Origin of the sequence: Paenibacillus agaridevorans (assembly GCF_018604145.1) — a bacterium.
Classification (GTDB): Bacteria; Bacillota; Bacilli; order Paenibacillales; family Paenibacillaceae; genus Pristimantibacillus; species Pristimantibacillus agaridevorans.
The window spans coordinates 1,627,235-1,645,116 of sequence record NZ_CP075889.1 but is presented as its reverse complement, the minus strand read 5'-3'; the positions used below and the strand labels follow the sequence as shown (position 1 = coordinate 1,645,116).

Annotated in this window: 21 protein-coding genes, 4 tRNA genes and 1 pseudogene; 8 read left to right on the top strand and 18 right to left on the bottom strand. The window is 49.6% G+C overall.

Annotated elements, in window-relative coordinates; all coding sequences use genetic code 11:
* The first annotated feature begins 89 nt into the window (after window positions 1–89).
* A complete protein-coding gene (locus KJW29_RS06500; RefSeq protein WP_087567865.1) occupies window positions 90–1,559 on the top strand; it encodes an aminotransferase class I/II-fold pyridoxal phosphate-dependent enzyme in 1,470 nt (489 codons plus the stop codon).
* A gap of 62 nt (window positions 1,560–1,621) precedes the next feature.
* Window positions 1,622–2,038 carry a DUF1885 family protein gene (locus tag KJW29_RS06495; protein ID WP_214629175.1) on the top strand — a complete coding sequence of 139 codons (417 nt, stop codon included), beginning with the start codon at window positions 1,622–1,624 and terminating at the stop codon, window positions 2,036–2,038.
* A gap of 68 nt (window positions 2,039–2,106) precedes the next feature.
* Here KJW29_RS06495 and KJW29_RS06490 read toward each other — a convergent pair whose 3' ends face one another.
* The 3 genes from KJW29_RS06490 to KJW29_RS06480 all read right to left on the bottom strand — a co-directional run bounded on the left by KJW29_RS06490 (window position 2,107) and on the right by KJW29_RS06480 (window position 3,478).
* Entirely contained in the window at window positions 2,107–2,418 is a 312-nt protein-coding gene (locus tag KJW29_RS06490; protein WP_087567730.1) for a DUF1292 domain-containing protein, read from the bottom strand.
* A 115-nt stretch (window positions 2,419–2,533) separates the two neighbouring features.
* Window positions 2,534–3,106, bottom strand: coding sequence for a stalk domain-containing protein (locus KJW29_RS06485; RefSeq protein ID WP_214629174.1), 573 nt, complete (start codon window positions 3,104–3,106; stop codon window positions 2,534–2,536).
* A gap of 165 nt (window positions 3,107–3,271) precedes the next feature.
* A complete protein-coding gene (locus KJW29_RS06480; RefSeq protein ID WP_214629173.1) occupies window positions 3,272–3,478 on the bottom strand; it encodes a hypothetical protein in 207 nt (68 codons plus the stop codon).
* 150 nt (window positions 3,479–3,628) lie between these two features.
* On the opposite strand from KJW29_RS06480, the gene KJW29_RS06475 reads away from it, so the two are divergent.
* Window positions 3,629–4,354, top strand: coding sequence for an MBL fold metallo-hydrolase (locus KJW29_RS06475; RefSeq protein WP_214629172.1), 726 nt, complete (start codon window positions 3,629–3,631; stop codon window positions 4,352–4,354).
* Between the two features lie 123 nt (window positions 4,355–4,477).
* Here KJW29_RS06475 and KJW29_RS06470 read toward each other — a convergent pair whose 3' ends face one another.
* From KJW29_RS06470 to KJW29_RS06455, 4 genes are all read right to left on the bottom strand, one after another.
* Window positions 4,478–4,729: a DUF3892 domain-containing protein gene (locus KJW29_RS06470; protein WP_087567726.1), complete on the bottom strand. Its 252-nt coding sequence runs from the start codon at window positions 4,727–4,729 to the stop codon at window positions 4,478–4,480.
* Window positions 4,730–4,833: 104 nt separating this feature from the next.
* Window positions 4,834–5,073: a hypothetical protein gene (locus tag KJW29_RS06465; protein ID WP_214629171.1), complete on the bottom strand. Its 240-nt coding sequence runs from the start codon at window positions 5,071–5,073 to the stop codon at window positions 4,834–4,836.
* A gap of 141 nt (window positions 5,074–5,214) precedes the next feature.
* A complete protein-coding gene (locus KJW29_RS06460; protein ID WP_281426336.1) occupies window positions 5,215–5,688 on the bottom strand; it encodes an RDD family protein in 474 nt (157 codons plus the stop codon).
* A 26-nt stretch (window positions 5,689–5,714) separates the two neighbouring features.
* Window positions 5,715–6,062, bottom strand: a complete 348-nt coding sequence (locus KJW29_RS06455) for a hypothetical protein (protein WP_214629169.1) — start codon at window positions 6,060–6,062, stop codon at window positions 5,715–5,717.
* 175 nt (window positions 6,063–6,237) lie between these two features.
* Between KJW29_RS06455 and KJW29_RS06450 the strand changes: the two genes are divergently transcribed.
* The gene (locus KJW29_RS06450; RefSeq protein WP_087567723.1) at window positions 6,238–6,576 is read left to right on the top strand and encodes a L,D-transpeptidase; all 339 of its coding nucleotides are present in this window, start codon (window positions 6,238–6,240) and stop codon (window positions 6,574–6,576) included.
* A gap of 104 nt (window positions 6,577–6,680) precedes the next feature.
* Here the strand turns inward: KJW29_RS06450 and KJW29_RS06445 are convergent, their stop codons facing one another.
* Both KJW29_RS06445 and KJW29_RS06440 read right to left on the bottom strand, forming a co-directional pair.
* Complete coding sequence (locus KJW29_RS06445) at window positions 6,681–6,929, bottom strand: YolD-like family protein (protein WP_214629168.1); 249 nt, start codon at window positions 6,927–6,929, stop codon at window positions 6,681–6,683.
* Between the two features lie 143 nt (window positions 6,930–7,072).
* A tRNA-Val gene (locus KJW29_RS06440) sits at window positions 7,073–7,145 on the bottom strand.
* 162 nt (window positions 7,146–7,307) lie between these two features.
* Here KJW29_RS06440 and KJW29_RS06435 point away from each other — a divergent pair.
* From KJW29_RS06435 to KJW29_RS36605, 3 genes and pseudogenes are all read left to right on the top strand, one after another.
* Window positions 7,308–8,276: an S-layer homology domain-containing protein gene (locus KJW29_RS06435; protein ID WP_246608613.1), complete on the top strand. Its 969-nt coding sequence runs from the start codon at window positions 7,308–7,310 to the stop codon at window positions 8,274–8,276.
* 134 nt (window positions 8,277–8,410) lie between these two features.
* Window positions 8,411–8,860 (top strand): annotated as a pseudogene (locus tag KJW29_RS36610) (NucA/NucB deoxyribonuclease domain-containing protein); the annotation flags it as partial.
* Entirely contained in the window at window positions 8,846–9,052 is a 207-nt protein-coding gene (locus KJW29_RS36605) for an excalibur calcium-binding domain-containing protein (protein ID WP_246608811.1), read from the top strand. The pseudogene KJW29_RS36610 and the gene KJW29_RS36605, both read left to right, overlap by 15 nt.
* A gap of 223 nt (window positions 9,053–9,275) precedes the next feature.
* On the opposite strand, the gene KJW29_RS06425 is transcribed toward KJW29_RS36605, so the two are convergent.
* The 4 genes from KJW29_RS06425 to KJW29_RS06410 all read right to left on the bottom strand — a co-directional run bounded on the left by KJW29_RS06425 (window position 9,276) and on the right by KJW29_RS06410 (window position 9,841).
* Window positions 9,276–9,361, bottom strand: a tRNA-Leu gene (locus tag KJW29_RS06425).
* A 25-nt stretch (window positions 9,362–9,386) separates the two neighbouring features.
* Window positions 9,387–9,463 (bottom strand) — tRNA-Ile (locus tag KJW29_RS06420).
* A 33-nt stretch (window positions 9,464–9,496) separates the two neighbouring features.
* A tRNA-Met gene (locus KJW29_RS06415) sits at window positions 9,497–9,573 on the bottom strand.
* 94 nt (window positions 9,574–9,667) lie between these two features.
* Window positions 9,668–9,841 carry a hypothetical protein gene (locus KJW29_RS06410; RefSeq protein WP_214631461.1) on the bottom strand — a complete coding sequence of 58 codons (174 nt, stop codon included), beginning with the start codon at window positions 9,839–9,841 and terminating at the stop codon, window positions 9,668–9,670.
* A gap of 163 nt (window positions 9,842–10,004) precedes the next feature.
* Between KJW29_RS06410 and KJW29_RS06405 the strand changes: the two genes are divergently transcribed.
* Window positions 10,005–10,520, top strand: coding sequence for a 2'-5' RNA ligase family protein (locus KJW29_RS06405; protein WP_214629166.1), 516 nt, complete (start codon window positions 10,005–10,007; stop codon window positions 10,518–10,520).
* Between the two features lie 73 nt (window positions 10,521–10,593).
* On the opposite strand, the gene KJW29_RS06400 is transcribed toward KJW29_RS06405, so the two are convergent.
* The 5 genes from KJW29_RS06400 to KJW29_RS06380 are packed head-to-tail and all read right to left on the bottom strand — an operon-like array spanning window position 10,594 to window position 17,771.
* Entirely contained in the window at window positions 10,594–12,141 is a 1,548-nt protein-coding gene (locus KJW29_RS06400; protein ID WP_214629165.1) for an ABC transporter substrate-binding protein, read from the bottom strand.
* Window positions 12,128–13,033: an ABC transporter ATP-binding protein gene (locus tag KJW29_RS06395; protein ID WP_087567718.1), complete on the bottom strand. Its 906-nt coding sequence runs from the start codon at window positions 13,031–13,033 to the stop codon at window positions 12,128–12,130. The genes KJW29_RS06400 and KJW29_RS06395 overlap by 14 nt, the downstream gene beginning before the upstream one ends.
* Window positions 13,034–13,039: 6 nt before the next feature.
* Window positions 13,040–15,946 (bottom strand): ABC transporter permease, encoded by a 2,907-nt coding sequence (locus KJW29_RS06390; RefSeq protein WP_214629164.1) that lies wholly within the window; start codon window positions 15,944–15,946, stop codon window positions 13,040–13,042.
* Window positions 15,947–15,949: 3 nt separating this feature from the next.
* Window positions 15,950–17,017: an efflux RND transporter periplasmic adaptor subunit gene (locus KJW29_RS06385; protein WP_108991530.1), complete on the bottom strand. Its 1,068-nt coding sequence runs from the start codon at window positions 17,015–17,017 to the stop codon at window positions 15,950–15,952.
* On the bottom strand, window positions 16,983–17,771 hold the full coding sequence (locus KJW29_RS06380; protein ID WP_246608612.1) for an ABC transporter ATP-binding protein: 789 nt from the start codon (window positions 17,769–17,771) through the stop codon (window positions 16,983–16,985). Before KJW29_RS06380 ends, KJW29_RS06385 begins: the two co-directional genes overlap by 35 nt.
* Between the last annotated feature and the right edge of the window lie 111 nt (window positions 17,772–17,882).

The window sequence follows — 17,882 nt, the reverse complement described above, 5'->3', positions numbered from 1 at the left end:
CTTCTACAGATAATCTTTACTTGCAAAACCGCTTGTTTTTGTTATACTCAACTTTGTTTGTACATCTGATGAAAGGCAGGGATACGGCGATGGATCATAATAAAACCCCGCTCTTCACTGCGCTACGCGAACATGCGGCGCATAATCCCGTTCAATTCCACATTCCAGGTCACAAAAAAGGCGTCGGAAGCGACTCCGAATTCCGCGAATTTATCGGCGACAATGCGTTGTCGATCGATCTTATCAATATAGCTCCGTTGGATGACTTGCATCAACCGACAGGCGTCATTGAAGAATCTCAGAAGCTTGCGGCGGATGCATTCGGCTCTGACTTTACTTACTTTTCCGTACAGGGCACTAGCGGCGCGATTATCACGATGATTATGTCCGTCTGCTCCCCCGGCGACAAAATCATCGTGCCTCGCAACGTGCACAAGTCGATTATGGCTGCTATTATTTTCGCCGGCGCGAGACCTGTATTTATTTCGCCTGCACGCGACAGCACGCTTGGCATCGACCATGGCATCACGACCCGTTCCGTTCGCCGTGCATTGGAGCGTCATCCCGACGCCAAGGCCGTGCTCGTTATCAATCCTACTTACTTCGGCATCTGCGCCAACTTAAAGGAAATCGTCGATCTGGTTCATAGCTACGATATTCCGGTACTAGTAGACGAAGCTCATGGCGTGCTCATTCATTTCCACGACAAGCTGCCGATGTCGGCCATGCAGGCCGGAGCGGATATGGCAGCAACAAGCGTGCACAAGCTCGGCGGCTCCATGACGCAAAGCTCCGTGCTTAACATTCGCAAGGGACGCGTAAATCCGCAGCGTGTTCAGACGATCATCAGCATGCTGACAACGACGTCCACATCCTATATTCTGCTGGCTTCGCTCGATACATCACGCCGCAATCTGGCCTTGAACGGCCGCGAAATCGCTGAGCGTGTCATCGAGCTGGCACAGGACGCTCGACGCCAGATTAACGAAATACCAGGTCTGTACAGCTTCGGCGAGGAAATACTTGGCGGTGAGGCGACTTACGACTACGATCCGACCAAGGTCTCGATTCATGTGCGCCATCTCGGCGTAACAGGTTACGACGTCGAAAATTGGCTTCGCGACAACTATAATCTGGAGATCGAGCTTAGCGATATGTATAACATTCTTTGCCTAGTTACGCCTGGAGATACGTCGGAATCCGTAGCGAAGCTTATTCAAGCTCTTCGGGGCTTATCCGATGCGTTTCATGCAGGGGCCGAAGCACGAGAGTTAGTCGTTAAGATTCCGGAGATTCCTCAGCTTTCTCTTACTCCGCGCGATGCCTTTTATGCAGAAACGGAGGTCATTCCTTTCAAGGAGTCTGCAGGACGTATCATTGCCGAGTTTATCTATGTCTATCCGCCAGGTATACCGATCCTGCTGCCGGGAGAGGTTATCTCGCAAGCGAACATCGATTATATTGTCGATCATGTTGAGGTAGGCTTGCCCGTCAAGGGTCCCGAGGATCGAAGCATCCAGTACGTGAAAGTAATCGTCGAAGAAACCGCCATCTCTTAGTAAATCATATTTATTGTCAAGGTTTCCAGCTCATGCTATGATGCCCTTAGAGGTGATGATAGATGAGTCAGAGTGCTTACATCAAGCTAGTGGAAGGCTCAACCGCTCAAGACATTACGCTTCAAGACATTCGGGATACGCTGGCGCATTATGTGAGTCAGACTGCTTTAACCGGCCAACAACTCGATTGGGACTACGCAAGCGCCGCCTTCCCGTACACGGAAGAATCCGCCGGAGACGACCGATGGTTCTACCTTAAAGGAACGGCCAGACCTTATAAGTACATGATTTTGGGAACTTCGGTGACGACGAGTGTCGCCGGCTCAGACGTCAACTGTATTCAGGTCGTGTTGCCGGAAGGCTCTACACACGGCGACAAGGCCAAAGGCAACGAGCTATGCAAGTATATGGCCAAGAAGCTGAAAGCAGAGCTCACGATGTTTAACGGCAGAACGATTTATTACAATCCACGCAAATAAAACGATAACGGGCTGCACAGTCAGGTTCAATACCCGGCTGCGCAGCCCGTTTAATTATTGCTGCATGCTTATTCTTCGTTCTCGGTACGCGCAATCTCTTCGTAGATCGCCGTTACGCGCTCCCACTCCGCATCGTCTTCGATGCCGACCAGAAAGGCTTCGTCGTTCTCTTCTTCAATGCGGAATATAACGCCGTCCAGCTCCGGATCTTGACGATCCAGCAAAACTGCGTACGCATTGTTCTCGGATTCGAACGTATATACCATGACCATCTCGCGTTCTTCGCCTTCGTCATTGGTCACAATGAACACATGCTCTTCGTGTTCGTGATCGTGATCATGACCGCAGCCGCAATCCGGTCCGTGCTGATGCTCGCTCATGTTTGCAACCCCGCTTCCGTTAATTAATCATACCTGCCTATCGTAACATGTCCGTATATCGCGGGTCAAACGAAAGAAGCCCCTCCATGGAGGGACCTCATGATAATTAATGCAGTTAACCTTTGGATGAGGAAGTGATGAGCTTCTCCGATACGACTACCCAATCTTCCGAGTTCGACAGACGCATATAGAATCGTACTTTATATTTGCCCGTGGCTTCGAACTTGTAATCGAATTCATCCGTGATGAACCAGAAGGAATCGTTGTTGTTCGTCACATTCTCGCTTTGAATAAACCGCTCCTTGCCAGACGGATCCTCAATCGTTACCTTTACGGAAGCAAGATCGGTCTTCACATTGTCAATTTGGGAGAATACTTTAATTTTGCCCTGATATCCTTTGTTCACGCCGCCGAACGGCTGACTGCCATTGTACAGAAACATATGGACGTTCGGCTTGTAAAGAATCGCCCGCTTATTGTTTTCGTCCCATCGGACGATGGCTCCCATCGCTTCCGCAATCTGGCGCAGCGGCAAATACGTCTTTCCTTCCAATAATACGCCGCCCTCATCCTGCTCTGTGCCATTGATCATAACGCGTACCTTCTGGGTAGTGGCGTCCGCGAATATCATTGTGCCGCCCCATATGGACAGCAACGTTAGCATTATCGCAATTTTCCTGAACTTCATCGCTGCATAAACCCCCATCCGCCTATTCTGGATGTAAATTTATACTCTTGCTGTCCAACAAAGTTGCGCTCATTTTTTATCATTTTTTCGTCAAAATCATAAATATGATCCATTGTCAAATGCTGTTGAATACTGCGCTTGCCTGGGAAATACAATCAAAGAGTATTACCCGTATGTTCTGGTCAGGATGCACGGCACCCCTTTGCCCACTGCACCAGGCTCTTGCATACGCGCCAAGTAGTTCATCCCTTTGGCGCAAGGCGTCTTGCATACTCTGCAGCTCTCCGACAACACCAGCTTATAATGAACCTGTTTGTGGTCGCTTGCCCCCTTTTTTTTCTTCACGCTTTTTCCTTTGCCGCCTTTGCTCATCCTGACCATCCTCTCCCTTTAGGTCCAGCTTCAACATCGTATGAATGAGGACGGAATGTTGCACCTGGAAATGGCAAGCTCTCGCAAATTTTGTTACAGTAGAGAGAGTAACGGCAAAAATAACCATACGAGCAATAGGAGTGTGAATATATGTACATAACGATGCTTGGAACAGGCAGCGCTTTCGCCAAACGATACAATAATAACAACGCTTTAATAGAGTCGGGAAATTATCGTCTGCTTGTGGATTGCGGTATAACGCTGCCTAAGGCTCTGCATGACCATGGAGTCACGTTCGCAGAGATCGATGCGGTGCTGATCAGCCATATTCATGCAGATCATGTTGGAGGACTCGAAGAGCTTGCGTTCCAAATGATGTTCAAATACGGCCGCAAGCCCCTCCTCTATATCGAGGAGTCCCTCGCCCAACCGCTTTGGGAGCATACGCTGAGAGGCGGATTAGTGCAAGGAGAGCTTAATGCCCTTGATCATTTCTTCGACGTGCGACCGCTGACACACGGCCAAACTTATGAGCTTGCGCCGGGACTGCATGTTAAGTTAATAAAAACGGAGCATATACCTGGTAAAGACAGCTACTCTTTCCTCTTTAATGAGACATTTTTTTATACGGCAGACATGGTGTTTAATGGAGAGCTTCTAACAAATCTGGTACAAGCGGGGGTTACGACTGTCTATCATGATTGTCAGCTTGAATCGCCCGGGGTTGTCCATGCCTGCTTGGGCGAGCTGCTGACGCTGCCTCGGGAAATCCAGGATCATATCTATCTCATGCATTATGGAGACGCGCTTGAGGATTACCGGGGAAAAACCGGGGCAATGCGTATTGTGGAGCAAGGCGAGAAACACAAGTTGTAGCTCAAGCCAAACAACCCCGATCCTTCATATAGAGCAGGCGATCGGGAGAAGAACTCCTTTGCACCAATTCCATAGAAGATCGGGGTCGCTCGCAAACGTTTGATCGTCAGAATTCCTGGTTATCTAGAATAGCGGCAACTGATCCAGGTTGTTGGTTGGATCGCCATCGGCATCGCCGCGCAGATACGTTTCTCCATCCCTGCCTTTGAAAGCATTAACGCCGGAGATTCGACCAGCTTGTACTTCCTGCAAGGCCGTTGCATAGTCCAATTGACGACCCGAGGACGTTTTAAATGCCGTTAAATCACCATCACCATTTTTCTGAACCGCTACAATCGTCTCTCTTGCATCTTCCGAAATTTGATTCTGATCCATACCTGATCACTCCTCCCGAATATTTACAATCGGTACGGAGTTAGCTTGCCTCGACACCCTTAGAAATATTCCCAAAACTGCCGACTGCGAACAACGGAGGAGAGTCATCGCTTCTTCCTTCGAGACCTTTTGCCGGATATCAACGCGAGCAATCCTTCCTCTTCGGCTTGACTATCGTCCTCCTTCTTTGCCAGAAGAAGAGCCCATAAGGCAAGAAGATCGCCAATTACAACGACGACACCTGCAATAATCGCCAAATCATCCGATGAAATGGTCGATTTGTTATTCCCGTTGCTGGTATTGGAGGAGGCTCCAGCCTCCCTTCCTCGTTTAGATTTGGCCATGACCAATTATCCCGCCCGTCAGTAAAGTTATGATAGTAGTCTATTCAGATAGGCGGATAAGGTATGGGCGAATGGATAACGAAAAAGGAGCGGCAGCGATGAATCGCCGCACGCTCCTCCTAGGCTTGTTTTAATTATTTATTAAACACGAACGACTTGAGTACCTGCTATAAAATCGTGGATGCCCCGTTTGTCTTCGCGAAGACCCACCATAAACCAATCCACAATCAAGGCGATTCCAAATGTAACTCCGACAATAACAGCCCATACAACATTGCGCATCAACATGTTACCGATATGCGGCGGCTCATTGTTAATGACCCTAATAATTCGAATGCTGCATATTTTTTTACCGACTGTGTAGCCATTCCAGAAGACGGGCAGTAATAACGCATACAAGAAAGACAATACATTTGTGAAGACGGATTCTCCTGAAGAACCGCCTGTTAAAATGAGGGAAAGAACGCTTAGAGGGATCCCGATAATCAGGCCATCCAGCAAAATGGCTCCGAACCGAACCCAGAAGCCGGCCGGTTCGTTCGGAAGGGGCTGCTGTTGATCCCAGTTGTTGCCCGGATTGAAATTCGTTGATGGGTATGGATTGTTTTCATTCAAGCTCTTCACCTCATTATTGTTATGGGTTAAAACCATCGGGGGAAACGCTTATATTTAACTGTAATGCCCTGCTTCATCGCCCAATGTTTCAGCGCCTCCATACACTCATCCTCTTCTATTCGGCGGCCAAATAATTCTAACGATGACTGATGTATATGTAACTGCGCAGGCTTCTTATTCATAATGATTGCGTTTAGTAAATAAGCAACAACCGCACTGAAGGCAATCAAGATGCTAATTATAAATAGAAGCAATAGACTGCCCCATCCTGGTTCTGTCCGGATGAATAAGTAGATTTGAATGTACATAAAAAATAGAAATACAAAAACGGGCACAAATCCCGTCGAAGGCTTAACCTCAATTGTTTTCTCCATGCCAGTCCCCTTGTATCATCTATCATCCCATATCCAACAATAACCATGAATTCATTATACTTGAAATCGATGGATTGAACACTGATTATTTAACCTTATTCCCATTTCTTTCAGTGCGTTCACCCAGTCCAATTGGAATGCTTCTTCGTAAGATGTGACGAGGAGGAAACTGCCTATGCCCTATCGAAGAATCATCATTGATTTGTCGGATCGTCACTTATATTTATTGGAGGATAATACTGTCGTTCGCGGTTACCCCGTTGGCATAGGCCGAATGGTCACTAGCACGCCTGCAGGCGAATTCACGATCGTCAACAAACAGCTTAATCCTGGCGGACCGTTCGGCGCCTTCTGGATGGGACTTTCCAAGCCGCATTACGGCATTCATGGCACCAACGATCCCAGCTCCATAGGTCACTTGGTATCTCATGGCTGTATACGCATGTACAATCAAGACGTGATGGAACTTCAGTCTCTTGTTCCTGTAGGAACTCGGGTAACCATTCGGCCATAGGTTTTTTCTGGGCTAATCCGAGAAATGAAAGGGGTTCTTAACAACGCCTTTAGCGCTGTAAGAACCCCATAATTTCAGCTATAAAAAAGAAAAACCTATCGAGCCTATCCCGCATTGCCCACTTTCATAATATCCATGAATGGCACTCTTTCTGTTTCGCCATTTTCTTTCTCGACATGAATCAATTTTGTTCTGGAATCCAGCTTGACTATCCTTCCGACAACCGATCCCTGATTCCAGATCTCCAGTTCTACATTTTCTTTTTCTTGATGTGCCTCTACCAGGCGTTCTCCTAATTCCTCTAACACATATTCATCTCTAGTCGGCCTTTTCGGTCCTTTATCTTTTGCCATGCCTGATCACCCTTTATCATTTTTTATTTGATTGCCCAATAGTGTAATCAGTCAAATTTGTCCTGATGCCTGAAGCGCTATAAGAACCTTTTATTTTTAGATTAAAAAGCAAAAAACCCTTGATGTACAAGGGTTTTTCTTTATGATCTGTAGTGGGCTCGAACCACTGACCCCTACCCTGTCAAGATAGTGCTCTCCCAGCTGAGCTAACAGATCGTATCGCAGTGACAAGATATAATATATCAAATCCGGATAAGCTAGTCAATAGTTTCTTTAAAATATTGTAATAATAATTTGTCCCTCCTCCCTGCAACCTATTGGTTAAACTTCCCGTCAATGACAATGCAGCTGCAAAAAACAAAATCAGAGGTGAAATTGATGAAAAAGAAACCGTTGTTTATTATGGCGATCGTCGCGGTCCTGCTCTTCACGTTGGGACAATCCGTCATGGCCTTCTCCGACGTATCCAAGGATCCGAATGCTGACAAAATCAACGCATTAAAGGAACAAGGGATTCTCTCCGGATATGCGGATGGCGAATTCAAGCCAAATGGTACACTGTCTTACGCTTCTGCCATTTCCATGATTGTGAAAGGCCTGGATCTTAACCTTGATCATGTACGCTTTATTCGTATGCCGCTGGCAAGCGACAACCACCCTAATCTGGAAGATGATGCTTGGTACTCCCAGGCTTTCGTTATTGCGGACTTCTACGACTTGGGCATTCCCAAAGACGTGAAAGCGACCGATAAAATTACGAAAGAGCAATTCGCCCATCACCTGTTTAAAGCGATGATGACCAAAGGCGACTACGCCTTCATTGAAATCTTCATGCTTATTAATGACGAGGCGGACATCGACTCGAAGTACATGGACAGCATCCAGAAGCTGCTAATCAGCAAAATCGTATCCCTGGACGACAAACAAAACTTCCATCCTACTAAAGCAATTGCGCGTGGCGAAGCGGCAGGTTGGCTGTTCGACGGAATCCGGTTCGTGGAGGAGCAAACGCCGATCGAACCCGAGCCAGAGCAACCAGCCTACGACTTCGAGCTTAGCGTCGATTCCGTTAATGCGGATGTAAACAAAGTTACGGTTTCTGCTCAGCTGCCGCATCCAGGTTACGGCCTGCGCATTGCTTCTATCGCCTTCGAAGGCGATAAAGCGCTAATAAGCGTTGAAGTCGTGCAACCGGATCCAGACAAAATGTATCCGCAAGTCATTACCGAAGCCAAAGTATCGACGTACGTGGATGCCAAGTTGAAGCCCCAACTGGCTTCTGACGCGGCCACCTCGGCTTCCGGCTCCACGGGTTTCCCAGACGATAGCGTGAGCAGCAACAAATAAGAAAACAAATTAACTTCTGGACAATAGTCATAAAGACTCCTGTCCGGGAGTTTTTTTGTGCGTGCCAATATTGTAGAAACTTCCGGATTCCTTTACACTAAAGAAGTAGCGCATATAGATCGGCAAAGTTGATCCTGTACGAATCTAGTCATCAAGAGAGGAGCTTAAGTTTTTTGTTGAGCAAGAACATCATTGTAATTGCGCTTCTATGTCTTCTGACAGCATGCAGCACTTCTACGGGAACTAACGTATCCCAACCGACGGAGTACGATATCGAGCTGGTGTTCCCAAGCGATAAATATCCGGAAACGGCTCTCCATATTCATGGTGCTATTGATCAAGGTTACTCCAATATCTGTACAATCGATCGTGAAGGCGCGGAAACTAATCGTAAGGAGTCGCTTGCCGGCATTGAAACCCGATCAGGTTATGACCGTGATGAATGGCCGATGGCCATGTGCAAGGAGGGCGGCAAAGGAGCCAGCGTCGCCTACATCGATGCCAGCGATAATCGCGGGGCCGGAAGCTGGGTAGGCAATCAACTGTCGGAATATGCGAATGGGACGAAGGTGTTATTCGTCGTTGATAAGCCCTCTAAGCTATTTCCCGAGCCGGAGACGGCCGAGCAATCGCAAGAACCGCAGCCTACGAAGGAAACGTATTACGCGAACTGTACGGCGGTCAAGGCAGCAGGAGCTGCTCCCCTGCATAAAGGCGATCCCGGCTATCGATCTCAGTTGGATCGGGACGGCGACGGGGTTGCATGCGAAGGTTAAGGCATATTCTAATCATACTCCAACGGACTGACAGACATCAGATACGCTATTCATTTCAATAACCATGATTTCATGTTGTAGTGCTTCTGATGTCCGTCAGAATGTATGAAGTGCAGGATAGACAAACAGCTAGACAAACAAAAATACCTTCATCGATAAGGACGAAGGTATTTCTCGTTTCAATGCTAGTCACGCTATGTAATTCCATTAAATGCATTTGAAGTGCCGAGGACCGGGATCGAACCGGTACGGTAGTCACCTACCGCAGGATTTTAAGTCCTGTGCGTCTGCCAATTCCGCCACCCCGGCAGGATAGCAATGTTTGTGTGAAAAATGGTGGGCCCTGAGGGACTCGAACCCCCGACCAATCGGTTATGAGCCGACCGCTCTAACCAACTGAGCTAAGGGCCCTCGAAGACGTTATAATAACGTTATAGTCGAGTTTGGTTGCGGGGGCAGGATTTGAACCTGCGGCCTTCGGGTTATGAGCCCGACGAGCTACCGAGCTGCTCCACCCCGCGAAATTATCCACTTTCAACACCACATCTTTAATGGCGACATCAATTAATATACTACAGGTGAACCTTTCCAGTCAAGCATTAGTTTTATAAAAATTCACGGTAAAAATCGTACGCCATATCTGCCTCTCTTGGAACGGAATACTTCTACCTCGCGAGGGCAGTCATAACCGTAGATCCACCAATCATTTTCCATCCGCTTGACCAAGCAGCCCGCTTGAAATTTAGTCTCATATAAACGCAGCCAATATACCCATTGTATCTTCATCATGATGCCCTCCCGCTGTTCGAAGAATAATATGCAGTTAGTTTACCCCAAAGCCGGAAATCCATTGCATCTTGATGTCAATCGTCCGTTGCCAGAAGTTCTTAGTAAAGCAGTCTAATGGGTATACTATTAGAAATAACCACCTGCAAATAAGGAGTTGATCAGAATGCTGTTCGGTATTTGCGTCTTTCCCGAAAAAAACGTTCAAGACGAAGCAAATAAATGGCGAATTCGCCATGATCCCCACTATTGCAATATTCCGCCTCATATGACGATCCGGGAAGCCGAAGAATGGGATGAATCCACTTTAAAGCTTGCTGTCGATCATCTGTCCAAGTCGACTGCGTCATTAAGTCCATTCAAGGTCACATTTAATCGGGTATCCACGTTTTTTCCTGTTACGCCGACGCTCTATTTCGCCTTGGAGGACCCCGCTCCTGTCTTGACGCTCCAAGAGACCATTTGCACCGGACAGCTGGCACAGACGCTCCACAATTACGTCTACACGCCTCATATTACGATTGGCAGGAATATGCCCCCAGGAGAGCTCCATGACCTGTACGGCAACCTGAGAATGAAGCAGATGAAGCTTACAACGGTCATCGATCGCGTTCATTTGCTCTACCAGACGGAGCAAGGAGGCTGGACCGCTTACCAGTCCTTTCAGCTCCGCGATGGTTAAATCCATAAAAAAAATCCCCATGCACAAGACTAACATGTGCATGGGGATTTTCGATTAAACTATCACGATTCGTTTACTCTGCGACTACAGCTTCTTCAACCGTTGCCTCGACTTTAACGTCATCTAAAGGTCTCGGAATGCCGACACCGCCGCCTTCTCCCATCTCGGATTGTCCGGCGAGAATCGCATTGCCTCGTGTTTCCCACTCGGCCAGTGCCGCTTTTGTCTCCATAGTGCCTTCAAGCACCTTCTGGAACATTTCGTAACCAATTTGCCGAGCTTCCCAGATACCTGGCTTTTCGCGGTAAATCGCTTCTTCATTGACAGAGGAAGGCGGAAGCGGCTTCAGAAGCGTAAAGGCATCGATATTGTACGTCATGCCGCCTACCGGCTTCAGGAATTCCTTACGCGCTACAAGCTCGTAGTTGCTTCTGGATTTCAGCTTCGCCCAATCTCTGCTATTGGAGAACTTGATGAAGTCCCAAGCACCGTCCGGGTTTTGAGCTTTCGTATTAATCGCCATCAACTGACTCAAATTGATGTTGCCGCCGGCATCGACATTGGTCGGATGCGTTGGTACCGTGACGACATCCCAGTCTACCATTTCGAAGTCCTTGATGCTTGCAGCGTTATCGCTGAATTTCTTTAATTCGCTGACGTAATAAGATTCGCTGATCATCATCGCCACTTTGCCTTGCACGAACAGATCGCCGTAGAACGGATCATTGCCGCCCCCTTGGGCGATTTTTTCGTACATCTGATTGATAAACTCTTGATCCGGTACAATTTTTTCTTTATACAGGCCAGACACTGTGTCGAATACTTCCGCCCATTGATCGCTGTTCACAAGCATTTTTTCGCCTTTGTCATCCCATGTTCTTAGTTGAAGCGCCGTGCTATAGTTCTGCACATCATTAAAGCCGTCGGAATTCCAGCGGTTGAACGAGAAGCCGAACGTACGGTCGACGCCTTCGCCGTTGGCAACCTGACGAGCTTTGGCGAATACGTCGTTCCAGCTCATTTTGTCAGTCGGCGGCTCAACACCCTTGTCTGCGAAGAGCTTTTTGTTGTAGTAGAGCGCAGAAGATGTGAATGTCGGAGTCAGAGCATAGATGCTGTTGTCTCCTGCCGCTTTAATCCCTTCGATAACCGTTGGGACATAATCGGAAAGGTCGAATTTATCCTTCGCAATGAGCGGGTCAAGCGGCTTAAGCAGGTTATCCTGCGTAAATCTTCTGAGCAGATTGTAATCGATGACGACGACGTCTACCGGATTCTGCCCTTCCATCAGCTTTTTCATTTCTTCATAAGGATCAGGTTGATCAGCCGGCTTGCCAGGCTCCGAGGATTGCGTAAATCTTTGATTGTCGTAATTGATCGCCCCAACGATCTCGAATGCGACATTCGGGTATTGGAATTCGAACATATCGGTATACTGCTGACGGAAGTACGGCTCATTGTCAGAACCGCCGTACAAGACGCCAATACGCAGAACGCTGGTTTCTGCTCCGGAAGGATCGTTCCCGCCCGAACAAGCGGACAACATGCCCGCAGTCAGCGTCAGCGACATGCCCAGCATCGTCCATCTGGAGAAACGTGATTGTTTACTAGGATTTATCATTGCCATTACCCCCCAATAATTTTGGCGAAGAGATGATAATCCGCTCTCCGTCGAATTCCATTGTTGCTTTATCCTTAATGCCCAGTGCAGTAAGAAATTCCTTGGGCACTTGCAGCCGCCCTACCCGGTCGACGACTACATAAGCTTCATGCACGCCCGTCAGACCTTTCGCAGTCGGCTGCACGGAATCGGATCCATCTAGACCGATATTCGGATTCCGTTTAATAAATTCGGTGCTCGTTAGTCCATCTCGTATGGCAACAACCCGATCGACCTTGCTTGCAAGCGTCATGTCATGCGTAACGATGACGATGGTGACGCCAATCTCGCGATTAAGCTTCCGGAAAATCCCCATGATCATATCCGACGTCGCGGTATCAACGGAGCCGGTCGGCTCATCCGCGAGCAGGAGTTTGGGACGATTGGACAAGGAGATGGCGATCGCCACGCGTTGCTGCTCGCCGCCCGACAATTGATGGAGCTTATTGTACATCCGCTCCTTCAAGCCGACCCACTCCAGCAATTGCTTTGCATATTCGCGATCGACTTTGCCGGAAAGCATCATCGGCATCTCGACATTCTCAAGCGCCGTCAAGTAAGGCAGCAGGTTCCTGGCGTTGTTCTGCCAGATGAACCCTACAGTTTCGCGCTTGTATTGAACGAGTTCCTCTTCCGTAATTTTGAGCAAGTCCCAAGGCCCAACCTTTACCTGACCTGCCGAGGGACGGTCGAGCCCGCCCAGTGTATTCAAGAGCGTCGACTTGCCGCTGCCGCTGTTGCCGATGATCGCCATCAGCTCGCCATCCTCGACCGTCAAGTTCAAGCCTTGAAGCGCAACGACCTCGAGATCATCCGTTTTATAAATTTTGACTAACCCTTCGCAATGAATCATGGACCGTTAACGCTCCTCTCCCATCTTGACCGCTTGGTGTACCTTCAATCTTCGGATGTGCAGGAAGAGCAGCAACGCGCCTACGAACATCATAAAACCAACGACGTAGAACAACTGATTTGTATCGCTTGCCTCGAACACGACCCGGAAAGGCGGTACAGTCTCCGCGACGTTATCCGCAGTCTGCAGGAACGGCAGGAAGATCAAGCTGACGACTTTTCCGATCACGATGCCGAGACCGATAGCAAGACCCGCGGTGAACAACTGCTCCAGAAGCATCATGCCGGTAAGCTGCTTACGCGACAAACCCATCGCTCGCAATACGCCAAACTGCACGACACGACCGGATAGATTAAAGAACCAATATAGAATGTATCCGGCAAGCGTGATTACGACGGATACAAGAAACCCTAAGCTCAGAATGCCGAATACCCCGCCGCGCGTCGGATGTTTGGACTCGGTTATGAGTTCCGTCCTTACATCATCTACAGAAGCGAGCTCAATGCCTTCCTTCTGCAGCTTGTCGACGATCGGCGCGACCAACGCGTCCGGTTTCATCTTAAGCCATACCTCGTAAGGCATGATCGGAAGCTGGTCATAGATATAATCGAGATTCGTAATAATGAATGGCGATTTGTCCGGATACTGACTCGGCCAGTAAGGCAAGATGCCCACTACCGAGAAATCGATCATGCCATCGGTGAAACCAACGGATACGGTGTCGCCCAGCTTAAGCTGGTACTTCTCTGCAACTCCGGTAGGAATGATCGCGGCATGCTCCACTAGGCCAAGATTCGCCAGGTAGTGGAACGGATGCACCGGGTACAGGTCATCCCGGAACCAACCAACTTCGGAGAAGTCCTTGTTGTCGATGCCAAGAATGGTTCCTTGGCCGATCGACTTTCCGGAGATAACGACATTACCCTTGGACTTCAGCACGCGGGCGGCCGCTTCCACGCCATCCAATGTCCGGAAGATCTCGAATGGCGGCTCGTTGTACAGAATACGCGTAGGCACTCCGCCTCCATTGCCTCCGCCGCCGGGACCTCCTCCATTGCCTCCGCCGCCACCTCCGTTGCCGCCACCGTTGCCTCCGCCGCCATTACCGCCATTGCCGCCATTGCCTCCGCTTGGCTGCGTTACTTCGGCGGTTCCGTCCCATACGGTCTGAATAATGACATCCGATCCGTATTTATATAGGGTGCGTTCGGTCGAGTTGAGATCAATCGTACGTGCGGCAGACGCATTGTATACGCCAAGACCGAGTGTCAGCACAAGCAAAATCATTAACGGGTAATACCCTTTGGACGATCTCGACAGCTGCGTCAGCGTCAAGTACAACGGCACCGGAAGGAACTTGCGACCGAGCCAGTTGAACAACTTAAGCAGCCATGGGAACAGCCTCAGGAAGAACAAACCTAACGCGAATATCGCTAACGCCGGCACGAAGAACAGAAACGGCTGCACATTAAGCTGATCCGTCGTCATGCCCGTCTGGAACGTCAGCATTTGACGTTCATTAAACATATACCAACCATAACCAGCCGCCCCGAGCAGCAGCACGTCAAGGAACCAACGCTGCCAAACCGGCTTGCGGTCCGAACGCGCGAGCTCCTGCTTGTAGCTCACGATGGAGGAACGCGCGTAGATGACGGCCGGGATTACTGTCGCTAGAATAGCCAGCAATACCGCGGCGCAACCTGCGATGATGGCTTCCGTCGAAAAGCCGACCGGAATCGATGCCCGGTTGACGAACGACAGGAAACCGTTAGCAGAGCCGATGCTTTTTGCCATGAACCAGCCGATAAAAGGTCCCGTAGCCAAAGCAACAGCACCTAGCATCAGGCCCTCCAGCAGATAAATCCATATGATCTGCCGCGTTCCTGCGCCTCTGCTTCGCAACACGGCGATGTCGCTGCGCTGCTTATCCAACGATTGGCGCGCATTCATCGCGATGAAGTAGAATACCATCGCAATCATCGGCGCGGCAAGCGTGAACAGCAACGTCTGAAGCTGCAAGCTTTGCTTGCGGAATTCCGTCAATGTGGACGCGAACGAAATTTCCACACGCGTATCCTTCATGCGCTGGTAGAGCTCGATGTTAAGCCGCTCCAGCGTTCTGCCAAGCGGAGACAATTGACTCGTCTTCACCTCGGACAGATCGAATGCGTAATACCAGCCGCCGTTATGCAGCGGTATGCCAAGCTTCTCGAGCAGCACCTTGTGGAAGACGGCTTCGCTGACCTGCAGCGAGCCAAGCAGCCCTTCCAGACCTTGATACCAGTAAGGGTTAGCGGCATCGACTGGATTAAAGGCGCCGACGATCTTAACCCGTAGCGTCAGGTTAAGCCCGCCGTATACCGGGTATTCGAATATATCGCCAATATGGATGTCGTTGCGGTACATCGCCTCCTCCATCATGACGGCTTCGATGATTTCTCCGTCTCCTGCTCCTTCGTCGAACCACTTGCCCTGCGCGATCTCGCCATGTTCGGCGAGGCCTGACATTGTCATCAGAGACAATTGCCTGTTGCGGCCTGCATCGACCTTGCTGGGATCCTCCGGTACAACATCGGAGCTGCGGATAGAATACGTTTTCTGGTACGTGTCATATGTAAAACCAATGCTTTGCGGAACTTCTTCTTTAATGTACCGCTCCAGCTCGGCCAATGCCGTCAGGTCCGTCTTCTCGCCCGGCGTGGATTGAAAACGCATGAGCAGCGAGCCAGCCGGCATGCCGGTGCTCTTTTCCTGCAGCGACTGGGCGACGACGCGCTTAAGCGCTCCGTCCGCATACATCGGAATGCTTGTCGCGAACGCGACCGCCATCGTAAGTCCCGCAAGCGTGCTTAACGTCAGCCATCTTGTATTCCACATCTTGCGGAATATGAATCGAAACAGCGGAATACCCATGTTTTATCGACCTACGACTTTCTGACCCGGCTTCAGCCCCTGCAAGATTTCGATATCCGTTGCAGTCTGCTGGCCGACCTCGACGTCCACCTCGCGTTTGCCTTCATTATCGATAACTTGAACATAAGTGCGCGAACCGATGTTACGGAGAGTGGAAGGCGGAATAACGACTGCATTTTCCGTCCGTTTCGTAATGATATTAATGGAGATCGGCGTACCGCGCGCAATGTCTTTCGGCAATTCCGGGAGGTCAACAATCATGAAATCCTCGGGACGTTCCGGCTTATTTTCCCCTTGAGGCGGATTGTTGCCGTTATTGCCTTCCGTCGTTTTCACCGGCATCTGCTTAACCGTTCCCTTGAAGTTGCCAACGCTGCTGATCGTTACGACAGCTTCCATTCCCGGAGCAATCTTTTCGAGCTCCGTTTTCGTCAGCTTGGCCGCCGGCGTCATAAGAGCGGTATCCGCTACGATGGCGATCGGGGCGTAGGCTTTGATGACATCGCCTTTTTGCGCGCTTACCGATACGATTGTCCCCGAATAAGGGGCCACGATCGTCGCTTTCGCGATCTCTTCCTCCATGTCAACGAGCTTCTGACGTTTCTCCTCGAAGGCGATTTGTTTCTCCTCGAACTCAAGCGGCTCCATCTCGTCGCGCATTCGGAGCGTTTCCTTCATGGCATTCTCTTCGCGTTTGAACGCGAGTCTCTCATTGCGGAGCGTCTTCTTTAAATCCTCGACATCAAGCTCTCCAATGAGGTCTCCCGCTTGCACGGTATCGCCCGTTTTGACGTAGAGCTCTTTCAAGTGTTTATTTTCGAGCGTAAAATATAACGTTTCTTCCTGGGTGGAAATCACTTTGCCGATGACCTGGACCTTTGTTTCCAACGTCTTCGTCGTTACCTCGTATTCCGGCTTTTTCGAAATTTGAGGCGGAACGATCTCCGGCAGCACCTCCTCCGCTTTCTCGTCAGGCAGCAGCGAGCATCCCCCTGCGAACACCAGCGATACGCTCAGCGCGGCTATTATGGACTGTTTAGATAAACTTCCCGTCCACCATTTCATAGACATGGTCGGCAACCTCCAAAATCGTAGGATCATGTGTTGTCATGCAAATTGAGACGTTTTCTGTTGTGATGATATTTTGGAAAACCGACATGATTTGTGCGGACATTCCCGTATCCAGCTCTGCAGTTGGCTCGTCGGCGAGCAGCAAAAGCGGCTTGTGAGCGATGGCCTTCGCGATAGCTACGCGTTGCTGCTCGCCGCCGGAAAGCTCGAATGGACGATGATGCATCCGCTTCTCCAGGCCGACCAGCTCAAGGCACTGTTCAACTCGACTCTTCCATTCCGACCTTGGCGTTCCCGCCATGCGAAGCGAGAGCTCAACGTTCTCCCAGGCAGAAAGCAAGGGCATTAACGCGAACGCCTGGAAAATAAAGCCCATCTGCCTGCGCCTTACATGGGTTCGCTCGTCGTCGCTCATTCGGCTGAAAGGAAGGCCATTAAATAAGATTTCTCCCTTGCTCGGCGTATCCAATCCTCCAAGGCAGTTGAGCAGCGTCGTTTTGCCCGAGCCAGAACGACCCTTCAGCATGACAAGCTGATTGGGCATAACGGACATCTGAATGCCCTTGAGGACATGCAGCGTACTGCTGCCAACCTGGAACATTCGTTCCACTTGGTTAACTAACAGCAATGGTCCGCCAGTTGCGCTATCTTCGCCCTGCTTACCTTGGGCAGAGTCAACGCTGCTGTTCGGAGTTTGCTCGATCATCTCTTGTTTCATCGTTTGCTGTTCCGTACCGGCATACCCCTCCCGCATTCTCTATCTTCATATTTCTAATCTTACATCATAGACGGAATAGACCAAGAAAAAGTTACGCATCTTGGGCATTTATCCCTAACTTTTTTCGTTAGCAAAAAGAAGGCTGCT